At 69.0% G+C, this 18127-nt stretch carries 19 protein-coding genes and 1 pseudogene; 14 read left to right on the plus strand and 6 right to left on the minus strand.

What is annotated here, in order from left to right; all coding sequences use genetic code 11:
* Positions 1 to 344: 344 nt before the first annotated feature.
* A complete protein-coding gene (locus OG711_RS24240; protein WP_329560393.1) occupies positions 345 to 1334 on the plus strand; it encodes a malate dehydrogenase in 990 nt (329 codons plus the stop codon).
* Between the two features lie 74 nt (positions 1335 to 1408).
* On the opposite strand, the gene OG711_RS24245 is transcribed toward OG711_RS24240, so the two are convergent.
* Positions 1409 to 2023, minus strand: a complete 615-nt coding sequence (locus OG711_RS24245; protein ID WP_073792790.1) for a DUF5753 domain-containing protein — start codon at positions 2021 to 2023, stop codon at positions 1409 to 1411.
* A gap of 234 nt (positions 2024 to 2257) precedes the next feature.
* Between OG711_RS24245 and OG711_RS24250 the strand changes: the two genes are divergently transcribed.
* From OG711_RS24250 to OG711_RS24285, 8 genes and pseudogenes are all read left to right on the plus strand, one after another.
* Positions 2258 to 2449: a hypothetical protein gene (locus OG711_RS24250; RefSeq protein WP_143201288.1), complete on the plus strand. Its 192-nt coding sequence runs from the start codon at positions 2258 to 2260 to the stop codon at positions 2447 to 2449.
* Between the two features lie 64 nt (positions 2450 to 2513).
* Positions 2514 to 2792 (plus strand): putative ATP-grasp-modified RiPP, encoded by a 279-nt coding sequence (tgmA, locus tag OG711_RS24255; RefSeq protein ID WP_329560396.1) that lies wholly within the window; start codon positions 2514 to 2516, stop codon positions 2790 to 2792.
* Entirely contained in the window at positions 2785 to 3747 is a 963-nt protein-coding gene (tgmB, locus tag OG711_RS24260) for an ATP-grasp ribosomal peptide maturase (protein WP_329560398.1), read from the plus strand. Before tgmA ends, tgmB begins: the two co-directional genes overlap by 8 nt.
* A complete protein-coding gene (gene tgmC / locus OG711_RS24265) occupies positions 3744 to 4886 on the plus strand; it encodes an ATP-grasp peptide maturase system methyltransferase (protein ID WP_329560400.1) in 1143 nt (380 codons plus the stop codon). Before tgmB ends, tgmC begins: the two co-directional genes overlap by 4 nt.
* A gap of 133 nt (positions 4887 to 5019) precedes the next feature.
* Positions 5020 to 5244 carry a hypothetical protein gene (locus OG711_RS24270; RefSeq protein ID WP_329560402.1) on the plus strand — a complete coding sequence of 75 codons (225 nt, stop codon included), beginning with the start codon at positions 5020 to 5022 and terminating at the stop codon, positions 5242 to 5244.
* Complete coding sequence (locus OG711_RS24275) at positions 5231 to 5557, plus strand: hypothetical protein (RefSeq protein ID WP_329560404.1); 327 nt, start codon at positions 5231 to 5233, stop codon at positions 5555 to 5557. Before OG711_RS24270 ends, OG711_RS24275 begins: the two co-directional genes overlap by 14 nt.
* 60 nt (positions 5558 to 5617) lie before the next feature.
* Positions 5618 to 5932, plus strand: a pseudogene (locus OG711_RS24280) (hypothetical protein); the annotation flags it as partial.
* Positions 5933 to 5993: 61 nt separating this feature from the next.
* Complete coding sequence (locus OG711_RS24285) at positions 5994 to 6305, plus strand: hypothetical protein (protein ID WP_329560406.1); 312 nt, start codon at positions 5994 to 5996, stop codon at positions 6303 to 6305.
* Positions 6306 to 6387: 82 nt separating this feature from the next.
* On the opposite strand, the gene OG711_RS24290 is transcribed toward OG711_RS24285, so the two are convergent.
* The 3 genes from OG711_RS24290 to OG711_RS24300 are packed head-to-tail and all read right to left on the minus strand — an operon-like array spanning position 6388 to position 7665.
* Positions 6388 to 6588, minus strand: a complete 201-nt coding sequence (locus OG711_RS24290; RefSeq protein WP_329560408.1) for a DUF397 domain-containing protein — start codon at positions 6586 to 6588, stop codon at positions 6388 to 6390.
* 34 nt (positions 6589 to 6622) lie between these two features.
* Positions 6623 to 6829 (minus strand): DUF397 domain-containing protein, encoded by a 207-nt coding sequence (locus OG711_RS24295; protein WP_329560410.1) that lies wholly within the window; start codon positions 6827 to 6829, stop codon positions 6623 to 6625.
* Positions 6826 to 7665, minus strand: a complete 840-nt coding sequence (locus OG711_RS24300) for a helix-turn-helix domain-containing protein (RefSeq protein ID WP_329560412.1) — start codon at positions 7663 to 7665, stop codon at positions 6826 to 6828. The genes OG711_RS24295 and OG711_RS24300 overlap by 4 nt, the downstream gene beginning before the upstream one ends.
* 902 nt (positions 7666 to 8567) lie before the next feature.
* Between OG711_RS24300 and OG711_RS24305 the strand changes: the two genes are divergently transcribed.
* The 3 genes from OG711_RS24305 to OG711_RS24315 are packed head-to-tail and all read left to right on the plus strand — an operon-like array spanning position 8568 to position 12963.
* On the plus strand, positions 8568 to 9791 hold the full coding sequence (locus OG711_RS24305) for a tyrosine-type recombinase/integrase (RefSeq protein WP_245876936.1): 1224 nt from the start codon (positions 8568 to 8570) through the stop codon (positions 9789 to 9791).
* The gene (locus OG711_RS24310) at positions 9788 to 12385 is read left to right on the plus strand and encodes a tyrosine-type recombinase/integrase (protein ID WP_245876935.1); all 2598 of its coding nucleotides are present in this window, start codon (positions 9788 to 9790) and stop codon (positions 12383 to 12385) included. Before OG711_RS24305 ends, OG711_RS24310 begins: the two co-directional genes overlap by 4 nt.
* On the plus strand, positions 12382 to 12963 hold the full coding sequence (locus tag OG711_RS24315) for a DUF6262 family protein (protein ID WP_073792779.1): 582 nt from the start codon (positions 12382 to 12384) through the stop codon (positions 12961 to 12963). Before OG711_RS24310 ends, OG711_RS24315 begins: the two co-directional genes overlap by 4 nt.
* 442 nt (positions 12964 to 13405) lie before the next feature.
* On the opposite strand, the gene OG711_RS24325 is transcribed toward OG711_RS24315, so the two are convergent.
* Both OG711_RS24325 and OG711_RS24330 read right to left on the minus strand, forming a co-directional pair.
* Positions 13406 to 15715: an FtsX-like permease family protein gene (locus OG711_RS24325; RefSeq protein ID WP_073792778.1), complete on the minus strand. Its 2310-nt coding sequence runs from the start codon at positions 15713 to 15715 to the stop codon at positions 13406 to 13408.
* Entirely contained in the window at positions 15712 to 16422 is a 711-nt protein-coding gene (locus OG711_RS24330; RefSeq protein WP_073792777.1) for an ABC transporter ATP-binding protein, read from the minus strand. The genes OG711_RS24325 and OG711_RS24330 overlap by 4 nt, the downstream gene beginning before the upstream one ends.
* Positions 16423 to 16578: 156 nt before the next feature.
* Between OG711_RS24330 and OG711_RS24335 the strand changes: the two genes are divergently transcribed.
* Together OG711_RS24335 and OG711_RS24340 are read left to right on the plus strand one after the other, a co-directional pair.
* The gene (locus OG711_RS24335) at positions 16579 to 17400 is read left to right on the plus strand and encodes a sensor histidine kinase (RefSeq protein WP_073792776.1); all 822 of its coding nucleotides are present in this window, start codon (positions 16579 to 16581) and stop codon (positions 17398 to 17400) included.
* Complete coding sequence (locus OG711_RS24340) at positions 17397 to 18116, plus strand: response regulator (RefSeq protein WP_073792775.1); 720 nt, start codon at positions 17397 to 17399, stop codon at positions 18114 to 18116. The genes OG711_RS24335 and OG711_RS24340 overlap by 4 nt, the downstream gene beginning before the upstream one ends.
* Positions 18117 to 18127 lie beyond the last annotated feature (11 nt).

Below are 18127 nucleotides of genomic sequence, written 5' to 3' on the forward strand. Positions count from 1 at the left end.
TGGCCACACCCCCCGGGCGGCCGTCCGCCCCGTTCTCCCCCCTCCGGGCCGGACGGCCGCCGTGCCTCGCTCCTGTGGGGGTGATGAGCCCCGCGCGAGGAACCCCACCCCGCCGGACGGCCACAGCAGGGATTCAGCCGCCCCACCGCCCCCGCACCCCGTTGTGGGGTGGGCCACAGGGGCCAGCCCATCCGTGACGGCCGGGGCGCGATAGCCTGACCGACGGATCTCTCTTGACGCCAAGAGATCGATCATCCGCACCGATGATCGATCAGACGCGCGCCGCGTGGGGTCCCGCATCCGGGGCAGGGACGCCCCACCGCCAGCCTCATACGGAGAACGCCATGACCCGCACTCCCGTGAACGTCACCGTCACCGGCGCGGCCGGCCAGATCGGTTACGCCCTGCTCTTCCGCATCGCGTCAGGCCAGCTGCTCGGCGCGGACGTGCCGGTCAAGCTGCGGCTCCTGGAGATCACCCCGGCGCTGAAGGCCGCCGAGGGCACCGCGATGGAACTCGACGACTGCGCCTTCCCGCTGCTCCAGGGCATCGACATCAGCGACGACCCCGACGTCGCCTTCGCCGGTGCGAACGTAGCCCTCCTCGTCGGCGCCCGCCCCCGGACCAAGGGCATGGAGCGCGGCGACCTGCTGGAGGCCAACGGCGGCATCTTCAAGCCCCAGGGCAAGGCCATCAACGACCACGCGGCCGACGACATCAAGGTCCTCGTCGTGGGCAACCCGGCCAACACCAACGCGCTGATCGCCCAGGCCGCCGCCCCGGACGTCCCGGCCGAGCGCTTCACCGCGATGACCCGCCTGGACCACAACCGCGCGCTGACGCAGCTCGCGAAGCGCACGGGCACGACCGTCGCGGACATCAAGCGCCTCACCATCTGGGGCAACCACTCCGCGACCCAGTACCCGGACATCTTCCACGCGACGGTCGGCGGCAAGAACGCGGCCGAGGTCGTGAACGACGAGAAGTGGCTGGCGGAGGAGTTCATCCCGACCGTCGCGAAGCGCGGTGCCGCGATCATCGAGGCCCGTGGCGCGTCCTCGGCGGCCTCCGCCGCGAACGCCGCGATCGACCACGTCCACACCTGGGTCAACGGCACCGCCGACGGTGACTGGACGTCCATGGGCATCCCGTCGGACGGCTCGTACGGCGTCCCCGAGGGCCTCATCTCCTCCTTCCCGGTCACCGCGAAGGACGGCGCGTACGAGATCGTCCAGGGCCTCGACATCAACGAGTTCTCCCGCGCCCGCATCGACGCGTCGGTGCAGGAGCTCGCGGAGGAGCGCGAAGCGGTCCGCGCCCTCGGTCTCCTCTGACCCGCGCCCGCACGAACCCCCGCCCCCGGCTGCCACAGGCGCCGGGGGCGGTGTCACGCCCGGGGCGGACCGGCTCACCGGAGCGCGGCCAGCTCCTCCCGGATGAGGTCCCGGGCGGCGTCACCGTAGACGGCGGACCGCTGGAGCAGCGCGAACGCCTTCTCGTAGACGGCCAGGTCCGCCTCGTCGGTGATGTCCAGCCCCGAGGCGATGGTCTCCACATGCACGAGCTTGCCGTCGAAGATCCCGAAGCTGTGCCCCGGGAGCCCGGCCAGCTCGGCCCGTGAGGGGATGATCCCCAGCAGCAGCCCCGCACGTTCGGTGGCCGCCAGCAGATGCGCGAGTTGCCCCCGCATCACCTCCACGCCCCCGAACCTGGCGCGCAGCGCCTGCTCGCCGAGAAGCGTGTGGTACGAGCGTCCGTCGCGCCCGATGAGCGCCGCCCTCGCGGTGCGGGCGGCGACACCGGCCTCGATGTCGTCCGGGACGCCGTGGAAGTTCACGACCCGCTGGAGAACGGCACGGGCGTAGTCGGCGGTCTGGAGGTTTCCCCAGACGAGTTCGGCACAGTAGTGGCGGGAGTCCTTCGTCCGCTGGACCAGCCCGAGGAAGCCGTCCTGCACCGGACCGGTTCCGTTACGCAGCACCGTGGACCAGGCTTCGTGGACGCGGGCTTGAGGAGTCGTCATGCCTCCACCATGCCCATGGCGGCACCGTCCGCGCACATCAAGTCCTCCGGGCTGCGGGCGTATCCGGCGCCCGGCCGACCGGACGCGCCCCCGTTCACCCGTGCGGTACCGGCGCGGACCGTCCCCGCCTCCCGGCCAGGGGCGTGTGCGCCGGGGCGCGCGCGACCGCGAGGCAACTCCGCGCGCTTCCGCAAGGCTCTTGAGGTGTGGTGGACCTGCGCCGACGCTTTCCTCATGAACCCTCAGTACTGCTGTCGATGCGGAGTCCTGACCGAAGATCCCGTCCTGGTCGAGGCGGTGCACAGCGCGAGCGGCCCGGGCCTGGACATCTACGCGTGCCGCGACCACACCTTCCGGGTACCCGCCGCCCTGACCCCGGCGGCGGCACTGGAGTCCGCCTTGCGCGGGAGCCACGGGAACGGGTGACAGGAGCTCGGCGTGGCTCGGCGGGGGTTCCCGTAAGCATCACCATGAAACGGAGGCGCGACAGATGACGCAGACGCCCGCACCGTGGGATACGCAACGAATGGGGCCGTACGCGGCCACCACCACGGTCCCGGAGTACACGCCCGTGATCGACCCCGAAACGCAGATCGCGGTGATCGTGGATGAGCACGGCCGCACGGTTGAGCTCGGCGGCCACGGCACCAGCACGAATGGCCTGACGCCCACCGCGACCACCCCCGGTGACGGGTCCGGCCCAGGTGGCGCGACCGACGCGGACAGCACCGAGTCCTACGATCAGGACCAGAGTTCCGACGATGGATGACGGCAGGTCGGTACTGGTGCTGACCAACACCTACGACGTGACAGCGGACGTGGTGTTGCGGCTCCTCGCCGATCGCCACGTTCCGGTTGTCCGTCTCGACCCCGGCGCCGACCTGCACACGGGTGCTTCGCTGACCGCCACGTACCGCACCGGCGACCAGCGGGGCACCCTGCGCACGGCCAGCCGGGAAGTCGACATCGCACGGGTTAGGTCCGTCTGGGTGCGGAGGCCCTCGCCCTACCAGGGTCCGCCGGGGCTGAACCGCCAGGACCGCCGGTTCGCCGCAGACCAGGCACTGTGGGGCGCGGGAGGCATCCTCGCGTCTCTGCCAGGTGCGCACTACGTCAATCACCCGTGGAACAACCGGGCCGCCGAGTTCAAGCCCGCGCAGCTTTCGACCGCACGACGTTGCGGATTCCTGGTGCCCGACACAGTTGTCACCAACGATCCTGATGAAGCGCGGAAGTTCGCCGTCGGCCAGCCTGGCGGCGTGGTCTACAAACCACTGTGGAACACGCCCTACCGGGTGGACGGCCGGCCGCGCAGCGTGTGGGTACAAGAAGTGCGCGGAGCCGAGATCACCGACGCCGTGTCTGTCTGCCCGCATCTGTTCCAAGCCAAGGTGGACAAGGCGTTCGATGTGAGGGTCACCGCCGTGGGCGACCGGCTGTTCGGAGTCCGGATCGACAGCCCCGATCTCGACTGGCGCCACCGCCAGGACCTGATGAGATGCACGCCGGTCGACGTACCCGAGTCGGCCGTCCGTGCCGTCGCCGCCTACCTCACCGAACTCCGTTTGACCTACGGTGCGTTCGACTTCGCCGTAACCACCGCCGGTGACTGGTACTTCCTTGAGTGCAACGCGAACGGCCAATGGGCGTGGCAACCGGCGGAGACCACCGCGGCGATCGCCCACGCCATCGCCGACCAGCTGGAGAAAGGCCCCGGTACATGAGCACATCGGCTCAGCTTCGCAGCGCCCTCGTGGACAGACTCATCGAGGACGGCAGCCTCTCGGACCCCGGGTGGCGCGGCGCCGCCGGAGCGGTTCCCCGCGAGCTGTTCACGGGGACCTACTTCATGCCGGTGGCGGGCAGCGTCCCGACCAGCTACCGCCCGGTCCGGGAGGGCGAGCCCGGATGGCTGGAGGGGGTCTACTCCGACGCGACGCTGATCACTCAACTCGACGGCCGTATCCGGCCCGACGACGTGACCGAGGGCGCCGTACCCGGCTCCCCTTCGTCGTCGTCCACCCTGCCGTCACTGGTGCTGCGCATGTGGCATCAGCTCGACGCCGAGGACGGGCACCGGGTGCTGGAGATCGGCACCGGAACGGGCTACTCGACCGCGCTCGGCGCGTACCGCCTAGGGGACGCCGGTCTCACCAGCATCGAGTACGACCCGGTGGTCGGCGGGGCCGCGGCCACGGCGCTCAAGGCGGCCGGGTTCGCGCCTCGGCTGATCATCGGTGACGGGCTGCGCGGCGACCCGGACGGCGGTCGGTACGACCGGATCGTCGCCACGTGCTCGGTCCGGTACATCCCGCTCCCGTGGCTGCACCAAGTACGGCCGGGAGGCAAGATCCTGGTCACCCTCTCCGGGTGGAGCTACGCCAACGCCCTCGCGTTGCTCGACGTGACCGGTCCCGGAGAGGCCACGGGCCGGTTCCTGCCCGGATACACCAGCTTCATGATCGCCCGTCCGCACGACCGGCCGCCCCGCCCGGCGCTGGCCCTGCTGCCCGGCGACGAGCGTCCGAGCCGGATCGACCCCGCCCAGCTCGACGACTGGACCGGCGGTTGGGTGGCTCAGCTCGCGGCGCCGTCGGCCGAACGCATGGGTGCGGGAGCGGAACAGATCCTCTGGGACGTGTCCACCGGCTCGCAGGCCCGGACAGCACCCGACCGCGATGGCGGGTGGACCGTCGTGCAGCGTGGTCCCATCCGTCTGTGGGACCAGGTCGAGCGGGCGGTACAGCGCTGGCAGGCCGTCGGCGGACCCCACCAGGAGGCATTCGGCATCACGGTCTCGGCCGCAGGCCAGCGCGTATGGCTCGGCACCGAGGACGGCCCCGGCTGGAACCTGCCGATCTGACCGGAAGCGATCCGGGGCAAGGGCGAAGCGCCGTGCGCCCGTGATCTCCGTTGTCTGACAGCTGTAGCTCGATCGGGCGGATCGCTTCCCGTCCGGCGGCCTGTTCCGCAGTCCGTGCGTAGGACGTGGTGGCATGGGAATCGGCGACCGGCATCAGAAGAAGGATGTTGAGGCGGCACTCAAACGCGCGGAGGGGGCGGGCTTGAAGGTGACGCACGACAAGAACCGGCATCGGTGGGGATGGGTGATCTGCTATCCCTGCAACGAAGCACAGGTGGTGTTCTGCACCCCTCAGAACGCGGGATCAGAGGCGAACAAGATTGACTCCTTCATCAGGAGGCACCGTGGACACGCGTGATTGGTACTTCACCCTGCATCTCCAGGAGAAGCTGACACCGGAACAGGCGGACGAGCTCGACGGGTTCGACCGCTTCTGCGACGGACGCATCAGCCGTGTGGAGAGTCCGGGGCACACGAGGTTCAGTTGCCTCTTCGGGGCCGAGACCCTGACCGAGGCGATCGCGGAGGCGCTGGGACTCTTCGCGGACTTCCCCGGAGTCCTGGTCCGCAGTGTCGAACTGGACGAGATCGCGCTGGACGACAACGGCATGTGGACCCCGGCCGTGATCCCCGCGCCGCCTCCGGTGCAGGCGGCGCAGCCTCCGTCATGAGACCAAGCGTCGTCTCTGAAGCTCGCTGCCTGACCGATTTCACCGAGAGGCACCGGAACAATGCGGTACTGGTACTTCGACCTCGTACTGGACGCCCCCCTCACCGAGGAACAGTCCAACACCCTGGATCACCTCGACCGCTTCAACGACGGGCGGATCGGCCTGGCGGAACGGCCGGGGTACAGCCGGTTCATGTGCTCCTTCAAGGCCACGACACTCACAGAGGCAGTGGCGGAAGCGCTGGGCTTCTTCGCGGACTTCCCCGGTGTCCTGATCCGAAGCGTGCAGATGGACCATTTCGATCTCCGTCACAACGGCTTGGCGACGACTGCCGTGGTCCCCGCCCCGCCCTCGGTGGAGGCAGCACCGTCGGCACCCCGCAGAGCCAGGGGGAGGAGGCTCGGAGCATCGATCGATTCACGCGGAGGTACGAGGAGTGCGTGACTGGCGTTTTACCCTGCATCTTCAGGACCTCTTGACTCCAGAGCAGTTGGACACTCTGTTCGGCTTGGACAGCTTCAGCGATGGACGGACCAACCTGGTCAGAGGACCGGACACGGCCGAGTTCTGGTGCACCTTCAAGGCCGGAACTCTGACTGACGCGATCGCGGAGGCGCTGGGCCTCTTCGCGGACCTGCCCGGAGTCCTGGTCCGCAGTGTCGAACTGGACGAGATCGCGCTGGACGACAACGGCATGTGGACCCCGGCCGTGGTCCCCGCTCCGCCCCCGGTGGAGGCGGCGCCCTAGTTGCCGTGACGCTCGTCGGCTGACTTGCCCGAGCCCCGCCGATCCGGAGGAATGGGGTCGGCGGGGCTCGGGCTGCGCGGTTCTACAGTTCGGTGGACCGGGCGAGTGCGACCAGTCCGGCGAACGCGCGGACGGAGACCGTCAGGACGGGGCCGTCCGCGCGCTTGCTGTCCCGGACGGGGACCACGCCGGTGGTGGTCGCGCGGGCGGGGGCCCACTCGACGCAGTTGCCACCGTTGTTGCTGTACGAAGACTTGATCCAGTTGTGAGGCTCGATATTCACAAGGTGCCCTTTCGTAGCTGGGGCGCTTGCGGTTCTACAGGTCAGCGGACCGGGCGAGGCTGACCAGTCCGGCGAACGCTTCGGTGGACACCGTCAGGACGGGTCCGTTCGTGTGCTTGCTGTCCCGGACGGGGACTATGCCGGTGGTGGCCGCGCGGGCGGGGGCCCACTCGATGCAGTCGCCGCCATTGTTGCTGTAGGAGGATTTGACCCAAAGGGGGGAGAGGGAGTCGGTAGTCACAGGGTGCCCTTTCGTGCCTCATTGATCATGGCCACGGTTATTGCTTGGCAGAGCGATTCGGCCTGTAGTTGATGGTAGGCCGTCAACATGGGCAGTACGGAAGCTGCCTCACGGTCCAAGTGTCCTTGGGTCTGTGACTCGGCGTAGCAGATCACGGACCGGTCGGGAAGAGTCAACAGGTTGACAGGCAGATCGAATGTTCGCCGCTCGCCCATTTCGTACGGCGCCACCTGTAGCAGCGTGTTCGCTTGCTCTGAGAACGCGATCAGATGCGCCAACTGGGCGTCCATGACGTCGGGGCCACCAACGTTCCGTCGGATCACGCTCTCGTCTATGGCCACAAAAATCATGGGCGGCTTGGCCCGTACTAACGCAGCCTGCCGCTCCGCCAGGAACGAGACTCGCTCATGGGCTTGTTCGGGTGTGATGGCACCCCGTCGTACTGCGCTGTCAGCCAACACCCTCGCGTACGCCGGCGTCTGCAACAGCCCGGGAACGATCCCAATGTTGTAGAGCCGGATCTCTACTGCCCGAGCCTCGTACCCCACGTACTCCGGGAAGCCTTCCAACAGCGCTCCGTGCCGGATCTCACGCCACGCACGTTCGAACGTTTCTGCTGACCCAACGGTTCCGAAGGCAACGTCAGCACTCACTGCGAAGCGGCGAGTTGAGGGCTTGCTGGCAGTTTCTACCCCGGAAATGTGTCGGCCGGTGTACCCCATCCGATCCGCAAGCTCGTCCTGGGTCCAGCCGCGTTCCTCTCGTGCGCTGCGCAAACGTGCTCCGAACGCTGCTTCTTTACTGCTCTCGGGGTTCAGTTCCTTCCGGTTTACCAACGTTCCCTCCGCGTTTAGGACGTTGAAGAGTGCCCCATCGTAGGGCCAATCTGATCTCCCCCGGTAGCGAAGGCGCTACGGAGAGGAGTGGTCGATGTCCGACGGGAATGTAACCGCAGACGGCGAATCGCCCCAAAATCCACTTGGGTCAGCTGGTGTTCGACACGTGTAGGCAGGCCCTCGGGGTGGTCATGGACACCGGCGCGGACGCTGTGGACGGGCGCTGTTTCCTTCGTCCGCCCCGGGGTGGCGTCGAGTGGAGTGCCGAACGTGCGGACGTTCGGCCGGCCACGGTGGCGGACCAACTCCGGCCCGCCCTGAGCGAGGTGAACGCGCGGAGCCGAGGGGAACCCGGCGGTCACCGGTCCGCCCGGCTCCACTGAGGTCCGGCAGTCGGACGGACCACCCCTGAACCACCGCTCCGTGTTGCGGCGTCCCCCCGGCGTCGCGGAGGAAAGCACGGAGCGGAACCCCCTCGGACCCGTGCGGTCGGCCCCACAGGTCCGAGGGAAGGGGAGCGGATACGCACCGCTCCCGGCCCCGGTCGTCCCGCCCGCCCGCATGGACGACCGGGGCCCCTGCTCGAACGGCAAGCGGTGAACGAAGTCCCCGGCACCTCGCCGGACCGGCCTTCCGCCACGCGTGCCGCTCCGGGCAGCCCGTACCGCAGACGTGCGGGTGACGGATCGCCCGGCCCTGTCGTGACGACAAGGGGCGGGAGGACGCATACCCGACCGGCCCGAGCCGCAACAGCACTGGAGGGAAAGGGAAATGACCCTGGCCGTCGAACCCGCCGCGGAATGGCTCGCGGGTATCCGGACGCTCGAACTTGAGGTTACCGACCGGCTATCCGAGTGTTCGTGACGTTCGCCGTGACCGTGCCCTAAGTCCTGGCGTACTCGTTGACCGCCTATGTACGCGACGTGGTCAATGTGCGCCAGGAGGCTTGTGTGGATGGGAAGTTGGTCATTGATGATCTACGGGTACAGGAGCTGGAGCTCGCGGACGGCACGTTCGCGTACACGATCCTGTGGCCGGAGGGCGCGACCCACCGGGAAGCGGACGGCTTCCTTCGGACTCGTCAGCCCGGGACGGACCGCACGTACGCCTTCCAGTTGGTGGACCACCTGCGATGGCTGGTGCACGAGGGCCTGACGCTCGCCTCGGTGACGCTCGATGACCTGTACCGGTACATGGGTGCAGTTGGGGCGAAGGTCCCGGGTCCGTACGGACAGCCGTGGCGGACGGGGAAGCGGCCGTACGGACACTCGGCCTTGAAGCTGGCCGCGTCCTGCCTGAAGGGCTTCTACCTGCACGTCTCTGGGCTGGGCATCAACGAGGAGTTGGGCAAGCGGCTGGATCGAAGCCGGCTGCCGACGCGCCAGGACCGCAATCGGGCGCTGCTCGGACATACGCAGAAGCAGCTGCCGAAGAACCCGCTGACTCCGAAGCAGGTACGTCGTCGCCACCCGAAGATGGCCCCCGAGGGCGCGAAGCAGATCCTCATGGAGGCGGTGAACTCCGCGCGAGACCGGATGGTCGTGACGTGGCTGGCGGACGGCGGTTTCCGCATCGGTGAACTGTGCGGCCTGCATCAAGCGGACCTGCATCTTCGGGAGAAGGCGGCCTGCGGCCAGTGCCGCTCTCCGCACGTGCACGTCGTGCACCGGCCCGCGAACCCGAATCGGGCCGCCGCGAAGACGAAGGCAGAGTGGTCCATCGACGAGGGCGTGGTGCGCGATGGGCTGATCCGACGGGTCAGCCCTGCGATGATCCACACCTACTTCGAGTACATGACCTGCGAGTATCCCCGCGACGCCGGGCACGGCATGCTGCTGGTCCAGCAGCATGGCCCACGCCAAGGCCAGCCGTGGAGCACGGACGCCGCACGCGGCATGCTGCGTCGGGCTGGGGACCGGGCCGAGCTCGGCCGAGTCAAGCCCCACGGATTTCGGCACTCGTTCGCCACAGCCGTTCTCGATGCCTCCGGCGGTGACCTGGTGGTCACCCGCGAGGCGGGCGGCTGGGCATCGGCGAGCACGGTCGATGAGATCTACGCACACGCCGACGTCCACGACCCCGACTTCGCCCGGGCCCTGCAGAAGGTCTGGGGTGAGGAGGCGTGACGCATCTTGAACTGGCATCTCGGCAGCCAGATCCGCGCCGGCGCGAGGTTCGAGACCGGCTGGAGCTGTTGACCGCTCTGATCAACGGTCCGGACTGCGATCCGGCCTTCAGCAAGGAGATCATCAGGATCCCGGCTGATCACCCGGTCTACCCGTGGTTCTGCTCGGTGCTCGCCTGCGAACGCCCCCGGCACTCAAGAGCGGATCTATGCCCAGAGCACGGCAAGGAGTGGCGGGTAGCTCGTGAGGAAGGGGCGGACAGAGGCGACTTCGTGCGCACCGCAGAGCCCTTGCAGCCGCGCCCCGCGACGATTGCGTCCGTGGTGTGCCGGATCTGCCGGACGCGCCCCGCATTCAACCGGGAGTTGGCGCTCTGCCAGAGGCACCGCAATCAGTGGGTACGCAGCGCCAACGACATCACCTTCGAGCGGTGGCTGGCCTCGCAGTCTCCCTACGTAAGTTACGGAGAGTGCAAGGTCACGGTCTGCGATGAATTCGCGGAGTCTGCCCTGGGGCTGTGCACCGTCCACGCCGACCGCTATCGCCGCGGGGGCAGCCCGGGTCAGGCGAGACTGCCCGCCGGATCGTTCATCTCCTACGAAAAGGCCGGGCGTGATGTCCCCGTCGAGTACGCCGACCACGCGGTCTTCCTCCGCTGGTGCGCGACGGCCCGAGCCTTGCGGCAATCGGGGCAGGTGAACCTGCGCGGCCTTCGCCCTCTGGCCCGGGCCGAATTCCAATGGAGCCTGCATGCCCACGGATACGTGCGCGGACGGTGGTGGAACCTCGCATGGATTCAAGACCTGGTGGACCTCTGCCGAGAACAGGCCGTCAACTCGCTCCTGGAGGCCGACGTCACGGGGGTGCGTGCGGACCACCGCGCTGTTGTCCACGAGATGGAAACCCACCTGCGTCTGATCTACGTGACTCCGGCGGAGACCAAGGAGGCCGGCTTTATCGAGACGGAGCACTTCGGGCACCGGTTCCCCACGCGCTCCAGCCGCTTCGATCTCACCAGAATCACGCAACGCTGGCTCCGTGACCTCGCGTGGGAGTACCTGGCGGACCGGATGCGCTCCCCTCAATGCCCGCGTACCGGGTTCTTTCTCGACCATGCCCAGCGAGCCTGCGCCGAACTGAGCACCTTCCTGGAACTCGTGGCCACCGGCGGTGGCCACGACCCCGCCCAACTGCAGCCGGACCAGATGCAGCAGTTCGTCGCCGACGTCCGGCGCCGGGAATCAAAGGGTCTGCCCTCCCTCGCCAGGCGCGGAGCTCATGATCGCCCGGTCATCATGTCTGCCTCGGCCCGCCGGGAAGTCTTCAACCACTGCCGCCGAGTGCTCCGCTTCGCCCTCGACTCAGGAGAGGCGGATCTCCTTGGGTTGGATCGGGGCTTCATCACCGCCGTGCCCTACGGGGGAGTCGCACCCAAGCGAAGCCGCCACCCCTTCCCCGACGAGGTGGCACAGGCTGTCGTGGATGAGACGAATCTGGGGCGGCTGGCCGAGGCATACGACCCGCAGGACCGCGGGCTGCGGGATATGTGGGAGACCATCGTCGCAACAGGGCGGCGAGCCAGCGAGGTTATCGAGCTCAAGCTGGAATGCCTCGGCCGATACAACGGGTTGCCCATGCTCTGGCACGACCAGACCAAGGTCGGCAATTATGACGAGGCCATCCGCATCCCCGAGCCGGTCTACGTCATGCTCCAACGCCGCCAGCGCAAGACCCGCGCATGGTTCGCCGAGCGTCACTCCGGCCGCTATCCGGGGGCGGACGAGCGAGCCGCCCTGGCGCTCTTCCCGTCGCCAGTCTGTAACCCCGAGGGACAAACACCCCTGTCCTACACGTGGTTCAACAGCAAGTTCAGACAGTGGATCCAAGACCTCGAACTCGGAAAGTACGTCGCCCACCAGGCCAGACACACCCTGGCCACCCGCCTGCTGCGACACGGAGCCACCCTTTCGCACATCCGCCGCTACCTGGGCCAGGTCTCCGACCGGATGGCCGAGCACTACGCGAAAGTCGCGGTCTCCGAGATCGAAGACGTGCTGCAGCACATCTGGGTCGCCGGCCCCGGGGCACCCAATCCGGGAGAACTCCTCTCCGGCCCGGTCACGCCGCTGGATCGCCGCCAGGCCGAGGCGCTTGCCGTGGACCTCTCCCGACGCAGCACGCCGGCCCAAGGCGGCTTCTGCACCTTCCAGCCCGTAGTCGACGGCGGGGCCTGCCCGTTCAACCTCGACTGCGAGAACTGCGACAAGTTCGTCATGTCCGGCGCCGACCTTCTCTACTGGCGCCGCAAACGCGAGCACTGGGGTTCCGTCGCCGAGCGTGCTCCAGACGACCGCACCGCCGACTACCTGCATGAGCTATTCGCACCGACCGCCAAGGCCATCGACGGGCTGGAGCGGGCCCTGGCCGGACTCGGGTTACTGGAGGACGCCTTGGCGCTCGACCTTCGACGGCCCCAGGACTACTTCGAGCGCCTGTGGAACATCGGCTTCAAGGCCACTGATCTCGCTGCCGCCGCTGACGACACGGCCGAGCACGATGACGAGGGCGACGCCGAGGAGAGGCGGTCGGCATGAGCGCACCGGCCTCCCCGCCGCGCACGGCCGCCGCCCTGGCCGCCCGAGAACGCCGCGTCAAGGACATGCTCCAGCGGATCGAAGCCACCGTCGCCGAGTTGCGGCACCGACACACCGCAGTCACCTTCCAGGCCGTCGCCCGCAAGGCGGGCGTCTCCCGCACCTTCCTCTACGAAAACCCCGAGGCCAGGAGCCTGATCGAGACCGCACGGGAGCGGGGCGAAGGAGCCGGCCGACCAGAGCGGCATCACGGCAGCGAGGCCGAGACGGCCTGGCGTGAACGCGCGCTCAACGCCGAAGACGGGCTCAAGACCGCACACGCGGAGATCAGAAGACAGCGCTCCCGCATGGGCCAGTTGCTCGGTCAGATCCGCGACCTGGAGGCCGGCTGGTCGGACGAGTCGGTGACGCGCCTGGTCGAGCAGAACGCGCAGCTCAAACAGCGGGTTCAGCAACTGTCCCAGGACCAGCGGCAGATGGAGGAGCGACTGCAGGCGGCCCGGACGAACAACAGGTTCCAGGACCGCCGCATCGCCCAACTGGAAGCACAACTGCTGGAACACACCGGCGGCAGCTGAGCGGCCGTGCTCGCCTCGCTAATCGGAGCCGGGCTTCCAGCGCCCGGACGGAGGCCGTCACCGTCCCCGTCCTGGCGCCTGGAGCCACGGCCGGCGTCAGGGCCTGGGCAGCGGCAGGCCGGGCATCTGCGCTTCGGGCACGGCGCTCTGGACGAGGAAGCGCAGGTGGAATGCCTCCTCGGTGGCAACGGTGATCCGCTCCGGACTGTGCCGGGTACTACGGGACTTGTCCGGCAGGCCGGCGGCCCAGTGGGCGGGGTTGCCGAAGACGGGGCGGCGTGGTTCCGCGCGGACATGAAGGAGACCGTGCAGCCCAGCAGCTGGCCTTCGGCGGTGCTGTCGCCCGCGACGGTCAGCAGCACACGGGCGTATCCGTAGAGCCAGCCGGCTGACGTCGTCAGCCGGCCTGGGCTGGTTCCAGAGGCTGGTGCTGACGGGTGGTCTACTCGGTGTGCAGCGCCGAGGCGACGGTCATCCGGGCCGCCGACCGGGCCGGGACCAGGGCACCGAGGACCGCGATCGCCACACCCGCCAGGAGCATCGCGGCCAGCTGCGGCGCGTGCCACACGTCCTTCATATATGCGGGGAAGTCGACCACCCCGACATGGTCCACGACGAGGCGGTGCGCCACGATCCCGAGCGGGATGCCGAGCAGTCCGCCGACCGCGCCCAGCCCGGCGACCGAGGTCACCGTCATCACCACCACCTGCCGGGGTGTCATCCCGATCGACTTGAGCATGCCCAGGTCCCGGCGCCGCTCACGGGTGTTCAGGAGAACGGTGTTGAAGACACCGAGCGACGCGACGAGCGTCAGCAGCACCGTGAACACGGTCGAGAAGGTGATGACGGTGGCGGTGCCGGCGTTGCCGGAGTCCATCACCGACGCGTGCAGGCCCGGGTCGAGCGCCGCGACCGCCTCAGCGTAGGCACGCGCGTCGGCGCCGGAGGCGAGCCGTACCGTGTACTCGGTGGCGTGGGCGTCCGGTGCGAGTTGGGCGAAACTCTCCCAAGTGGCCTCCAAGGCACGGGCGTCACCCTCAATGAGCTGACCCACGACGGTCGCGGTGATCTTCCTACCGTTCAGCTCCAGCGTGACCCGGTCACCGAGCTTCAGCCCGCGCTGGCTCAGGAACGCCGGCCCCGCCACGATCTCGCCCGCCGCGGCCGGCGCCCGGCCCTTGACGATGGTGTGCTCGTACAAGGAATCGTCGCCGCGGTAGAAGTCGGCGAAGACGGGCTGGGTCTGCCCGGTCATGTTCGCCTGGGACAGCGCGCGGGCCCGTACCCCCTCCGCGCCCGGCAGGGACCGCAGCCGTTTCTCGATCTGCGGGTCACTGAGCCGGGGCGGAGTCCGGTCTTTGCCCGACCCCCCGGTCGTCACGTGAATCCTGGCGCCTCCGTCCTCCCGCCCGACATTGGCGTACGCCACCATGGTGCTGGTCAGTCCGGTCGACAGGGTCACCGTGGTGACCCCGAGGACGATGGCCGCCATGGTCAGCAGGGTGCGGCCAGGGCGGGCGAACGGCTGGCCGAGGCCCAGACTGACCGGCCGCGGCAGCCGGGTGGCGCCGAGCAGCCGCTGGACGCGCAGCCCGCGCCCGGCCTGCGGCGCGCCGCCCGCGCTGATCGCCTGTGCGACGGGCAGCCGGTGGGCGCGCAGGGCAGGGACCAGCGCGGCCAGCAGGACGAGGGCGGGCATGCCCACTAGGCAGGCCACGGACACCCACGGACTGATGCCGCCGACCGAGGCCCGGCCCACCTCGATGCCGCTGAACGCGACCTTCAGGATCGGCCCGGCCAGCGCGTTGCCTACCAGAGTGCCCAGCACGCAGCCCACCACCGCCGGTACGGAAAGCATCGTCAGGTAGACGGCGACGACCTGGTTGGGGGTGAAGCCCAGGGCCTTGAGCACCCCGATGTGCCGGTACCCGGAGACGACTGCCCCGCTGACCACGTTGCCGACGATCAGGGTGGAGACGAGCAGGCCGAGGATGCCGAAGAGTGTGATGAACGGGAGGTAGGAGTCGGCCAGCGCGGAGAAGGCCTGCTTGAGGGTGAGGTAGGTCTGAGCGCCGGTCAGCGATTCCTTGGGCAGTCCCGTGGTGGCCCGTGCCAGCGAGGCGCTCAGCTGGGCCTCCGTCGAGGAGTCCGTGAAGCGGTAGAGCATCTGGGCGGAGGTCGGGTGCAGTGCGGCCATCTGCTCGGGCGAGACCCAGGCGCTCCCCGACTTGCTCATGCTGGCGGCGAATCCAACGACGGTCAGCGTCGCTCCGCCGGGGGTTTCCAGCTTGGTGCCGAGCAGCTCGGGGCCTGGGGAGCCCTGGACGGACCAGTTGACGACGATCTCGCCGGGTGCGGTGGCCCAGTGGCCCTCAAGGAGTTCGATCCGGTCCACGGGGCCCGCCGGATCGGCCCGGCCCACCACCGTGAGGGTGCCGCCCGCCATCCAGAGCCAGTCCCTGGGGATGTCGACGACGGCCTGCCCGAACGGCCCGGCCGCAGCCTCCACTCCGGGCTGCCGGGCAGTCCGCGCCAACTGCTCCTGCGAGACCTTGGTGGTGTCGAAGGCCGCCACCGTATGAGCACCGCGCTGTGCGGCGTAGGCCTTGTCGAAGGGGCCCGAGGCGGCGCTCAGCAGCGCCAGCGCGAGCAGGACGGTCGTGGTGGAGCAGAGCACGACGAGCCCGATGACGAAGGTCTGGAGCCGACGGCGCTTCACGGCCGCGCGCGAGGCTCTCCATACGGCGCTCACGCGGTCGCCTCCAGCGTGCTCTCGCGGGCGACCCGGCCGTCGGCCACTTCGATCAGCCGGCTGGCGCAGCGGGTGGCCAGCTGCGGGTCGTGGGTGACGATCAACAGGGTCTGGCCGATCTGGTTGAGGTCGATCAGCAGATCCATCACCTGCTCGCCCGACCGGCTGTCGAGGGCGCCGGTCGGCTCGTCGGCAAGCAACAGGGCCGGGCGGTTCATCAACGCCCGTGCGACGGCGACCCGTTGCCGCTCTCCGCCGCTCAGCGTCGCCGGATAGTTGTTCCGGCGCTTGGCGACACCGAGTTCGTCCAGGAGCTCCAGGGCACGGCGGCGCGCCTGCCGGGCCGAGGTGCCGGTCAGCTGCGCGGCCAGCGCCACATTGTCCAGTACAGGCAGATCGTCGATGAGGTTGAAGAACTGGAAGATCATGCCGACGTTCCGCCGCCGGAACAGCGCCAAGCCGGTCTCGTTCAGTTTCCCGAGGTCATGACCCTGCACCTCGACTGTGCCCGAGGTCGGCCGGTCCAGGCCGGCCACCATGTTGAGCAAGGTGGACTTGCCGCAGCCGGAGGGGCCCATCACGGCAACCGCGTCGCCCGCCCTGATCTCCAGCGACAGGCCGTCCAGGGCCTTCGCGTCGCCGTACTCCTTGTGCACGCCGTCCAGCCGTACCACCACTTGCCGGGCACTGTCGTGATCAGTTGTCATGGCTCGAACCTAGGACGGAGTCCGCGGACGGGGCGTCACTCCCCGGATGTATCCGTCCGGGCACGTCATCCCGGGGATGTACGGAGCTGCATCCGGGGGCTGATGCGGGGCGTGTCGTGCAGCTGCGAAGATGGTCCGGTGTGGGGATCCGGGACGATGTGGCTGGTCATCGCCCTGGCGGCGGCAGTTGGCGCCGCTGGGTGTCTGTGCGTGGCGGTGGTCCGGGCGCGGCGGCTGCACCAGGCGGCCATCGAGGAGCGTGGCTGGCTGCTGGAGCGGGAGCGCGAGAGCGCGGCGCGGACCGCGGTCGACGCCGAGCGGGCCAGGATCGCCACCGAGCTCCACGACATCGTCAGCCACAACGTGAGCCTCATGGTGGTCCAGGCCGGGGCCGCCCGCGAGGTGCTGGCCACGATGCCGGACGAGGCCGCGGCGGCGATGAGCGCCGTCGAGACCGCCGGACGGAACACGATGACCGAGCTGCGGCACCTGCTCGGCCTGCTCGCCCCCGCGCAGAACGGCGACGACGAGCCCTACGGTATGGACCTGTCACCGCAGCCGAGCTTGAGCCGGCTCAGCCCGCTGATCGACCGGATCGCCTTTGCCGGCCTGCCCGTGGAGATGCGCATCTCGGGTGAGCCGCGCCCCCTGCCGACCGGGATCGATGTCACCGCCTACCGGATCATCCAGGAGGCCCTGACCAATGCCCTCAAACACGGGGACGGAGCGAAAGCCGAGGTGACGGTGCGATACGCGGACCACTACCTGCGAGTCGAGGTGCTGAACAGCGGGCCGAGCATCCTGTCGGGCAACCGGCCAGTGCGGAGGGAGCCGGTCCCGGGCCAGGCAGACGGAACGGGACGCGGGCTGCTCGGCCTGCGGGAGCGGGTCGCCGTCTACGGCGGCGACCTTGACGCCCGCCGCCGCCTCGGCGGCGGCTACCGCGTCCGCGCCCGGATCCCGCTGGACCGGCCATGACGACGCGCACCGAATCCGCCCCTCGCGTCGTGATCGCCGACGACCAGGAGCTGGTCCGCACCGGCTTCCGCCTCATCCTGACCGCCCGCGGCATCGACGTGGTGGGCGAAGCCGGCGACGGAGCCGAGGCCGTGGCCGCCGTGCGGAGGCTGCGGCCCGACGTCGTACTGATGGACATCCGGATGCCCGCCATGGACGGCCTGGAAGCCGCCCGCCGCATACTCGCGCAGGCCCCGGACTGCCGAGTGATCATGCTGACCACCTTCGACCTCGACCACTACGTCTACGCCGCCCTCGCCGCCGGAGCCAGCGGATTCCTACTCAAGGACGTCACCCCCGCGCATCTGGCCGCCGCCGTACGCCTGGTCGACACCGGCGACGCCCTACTCGCACCCTCGATCACCCGCCGCCTGGTGGAGCGCTTCGCCCCCAGCGCCTCCAGAACCGGCTCGGATCTCGCAAAGCTGGCCGTCCACCGAGACCTGGCCGCGCTGACGCCGCGCGAGCGCGAGGTACTGACGCTCATGGGCCGAGGTCTTTCCAATTATGAACTGGCGCGGGAACTGACCCTCAGTGAGGCGACAGTGAAGACCCACGTAGCCCGGATCTTCGCCAAGCTGACCCTGCGCGACCGGGCCCAAGCCGTCGTCCTCGCCTACGAGACAGGACTCGTCTCACCGGGCGAGTCTGCTGACACCGCCAACCCCTGCCGATAGCCAGCAATCTG

The organism is Streptomyces uncialis (assembly GCF_036250755.1).
GTDB classification, from domain to species: domain Bacteria; phylum Actinomycetota; class Actinomycetes; order Streptomycetales; family Streptomycetaceae; genus Streptomyces; species Streptomyces uncialis.

Excerpts from the sequence above, each read along its gene's own strand:
- OG711_RS24240 (WP_329560393.1), top strand. The coding sequence starts at position 345 with ATGACCCGCACTCCCGTGAACGTCACCGTCACCGGCGCGGCCGGCCAG.
- OG711_RS24245 (WP_073792790.1), bottom strand. The coding sequence starts at position 2,023 with ATGACGACTCCTCAAGCCCGCGTCCACGAAGCCTGGTCCACGGTGCTG.
- OG711_RS24250 (WP_143201288.1), top strand. The coding sequence starts at position 2,258 with ATGAACCCTCAGTACTGCTGTCGATGCGGAGTCCTGACCGAAGATCCC.
- tgmA (WP_329560396.1), top strand. The coding sequence starts at position 2,514 with ATGACGCAGACGCCCGCACCGTGGGATACGCAACGAATGGGGCCGTAC.
- tgmB (WP_329560398.1), top strand. The coding sequence starts at position 2,785 with ATGGATGACGGCAGGTCGGTACTGGTGCTGACCAACACCTACGACGTG.
- tgmC (WP_329560400.1), top strand. The coding sequence starts at position 3,744 with ATGAGCACATCGGCTCAGCTTCGCAGCGCCCTCGTGGACAGACTCATC.
- OG711_RS24270 (WP_329560402.1), top strand. The coding sequence starts at position 5,020 with ATGGGAATCGGCGACCGGCATCAGAAGAAGGATGTTGAGGCGGCACTC.
- OG711_RS24315 (WP_073792779.1), top strand. The coding sequence starts at position 12,382 with ATGAGCGCACCGGCCTCCCCGCCGCGCACGGCCGCCGCCCTGGCCGCC.
- OG711_RS24330 (WP_073792777.1), bottom strand. The coding sequence starts at position 16,422 with ATGACAACTGATCACGACAGTGCCCGGCAAGTGGTGGTACGGCTGGAC.
- OG711_RS24335 (WP_073792776.1), top strand. The coding sequence starts at position 16,579 with ATGTGGCTGGTCATCGCCCTGGCGGCGGCAGTTGGCGCCGCTGGGTGT.
- OG711_RS24340 (WP_073792775.1), top strand. The coding sequence starts at position 17,397 with ATGACGACGCGCACCGAATCCGCCCCTCGCGTCGTGATCGCCGACGAC.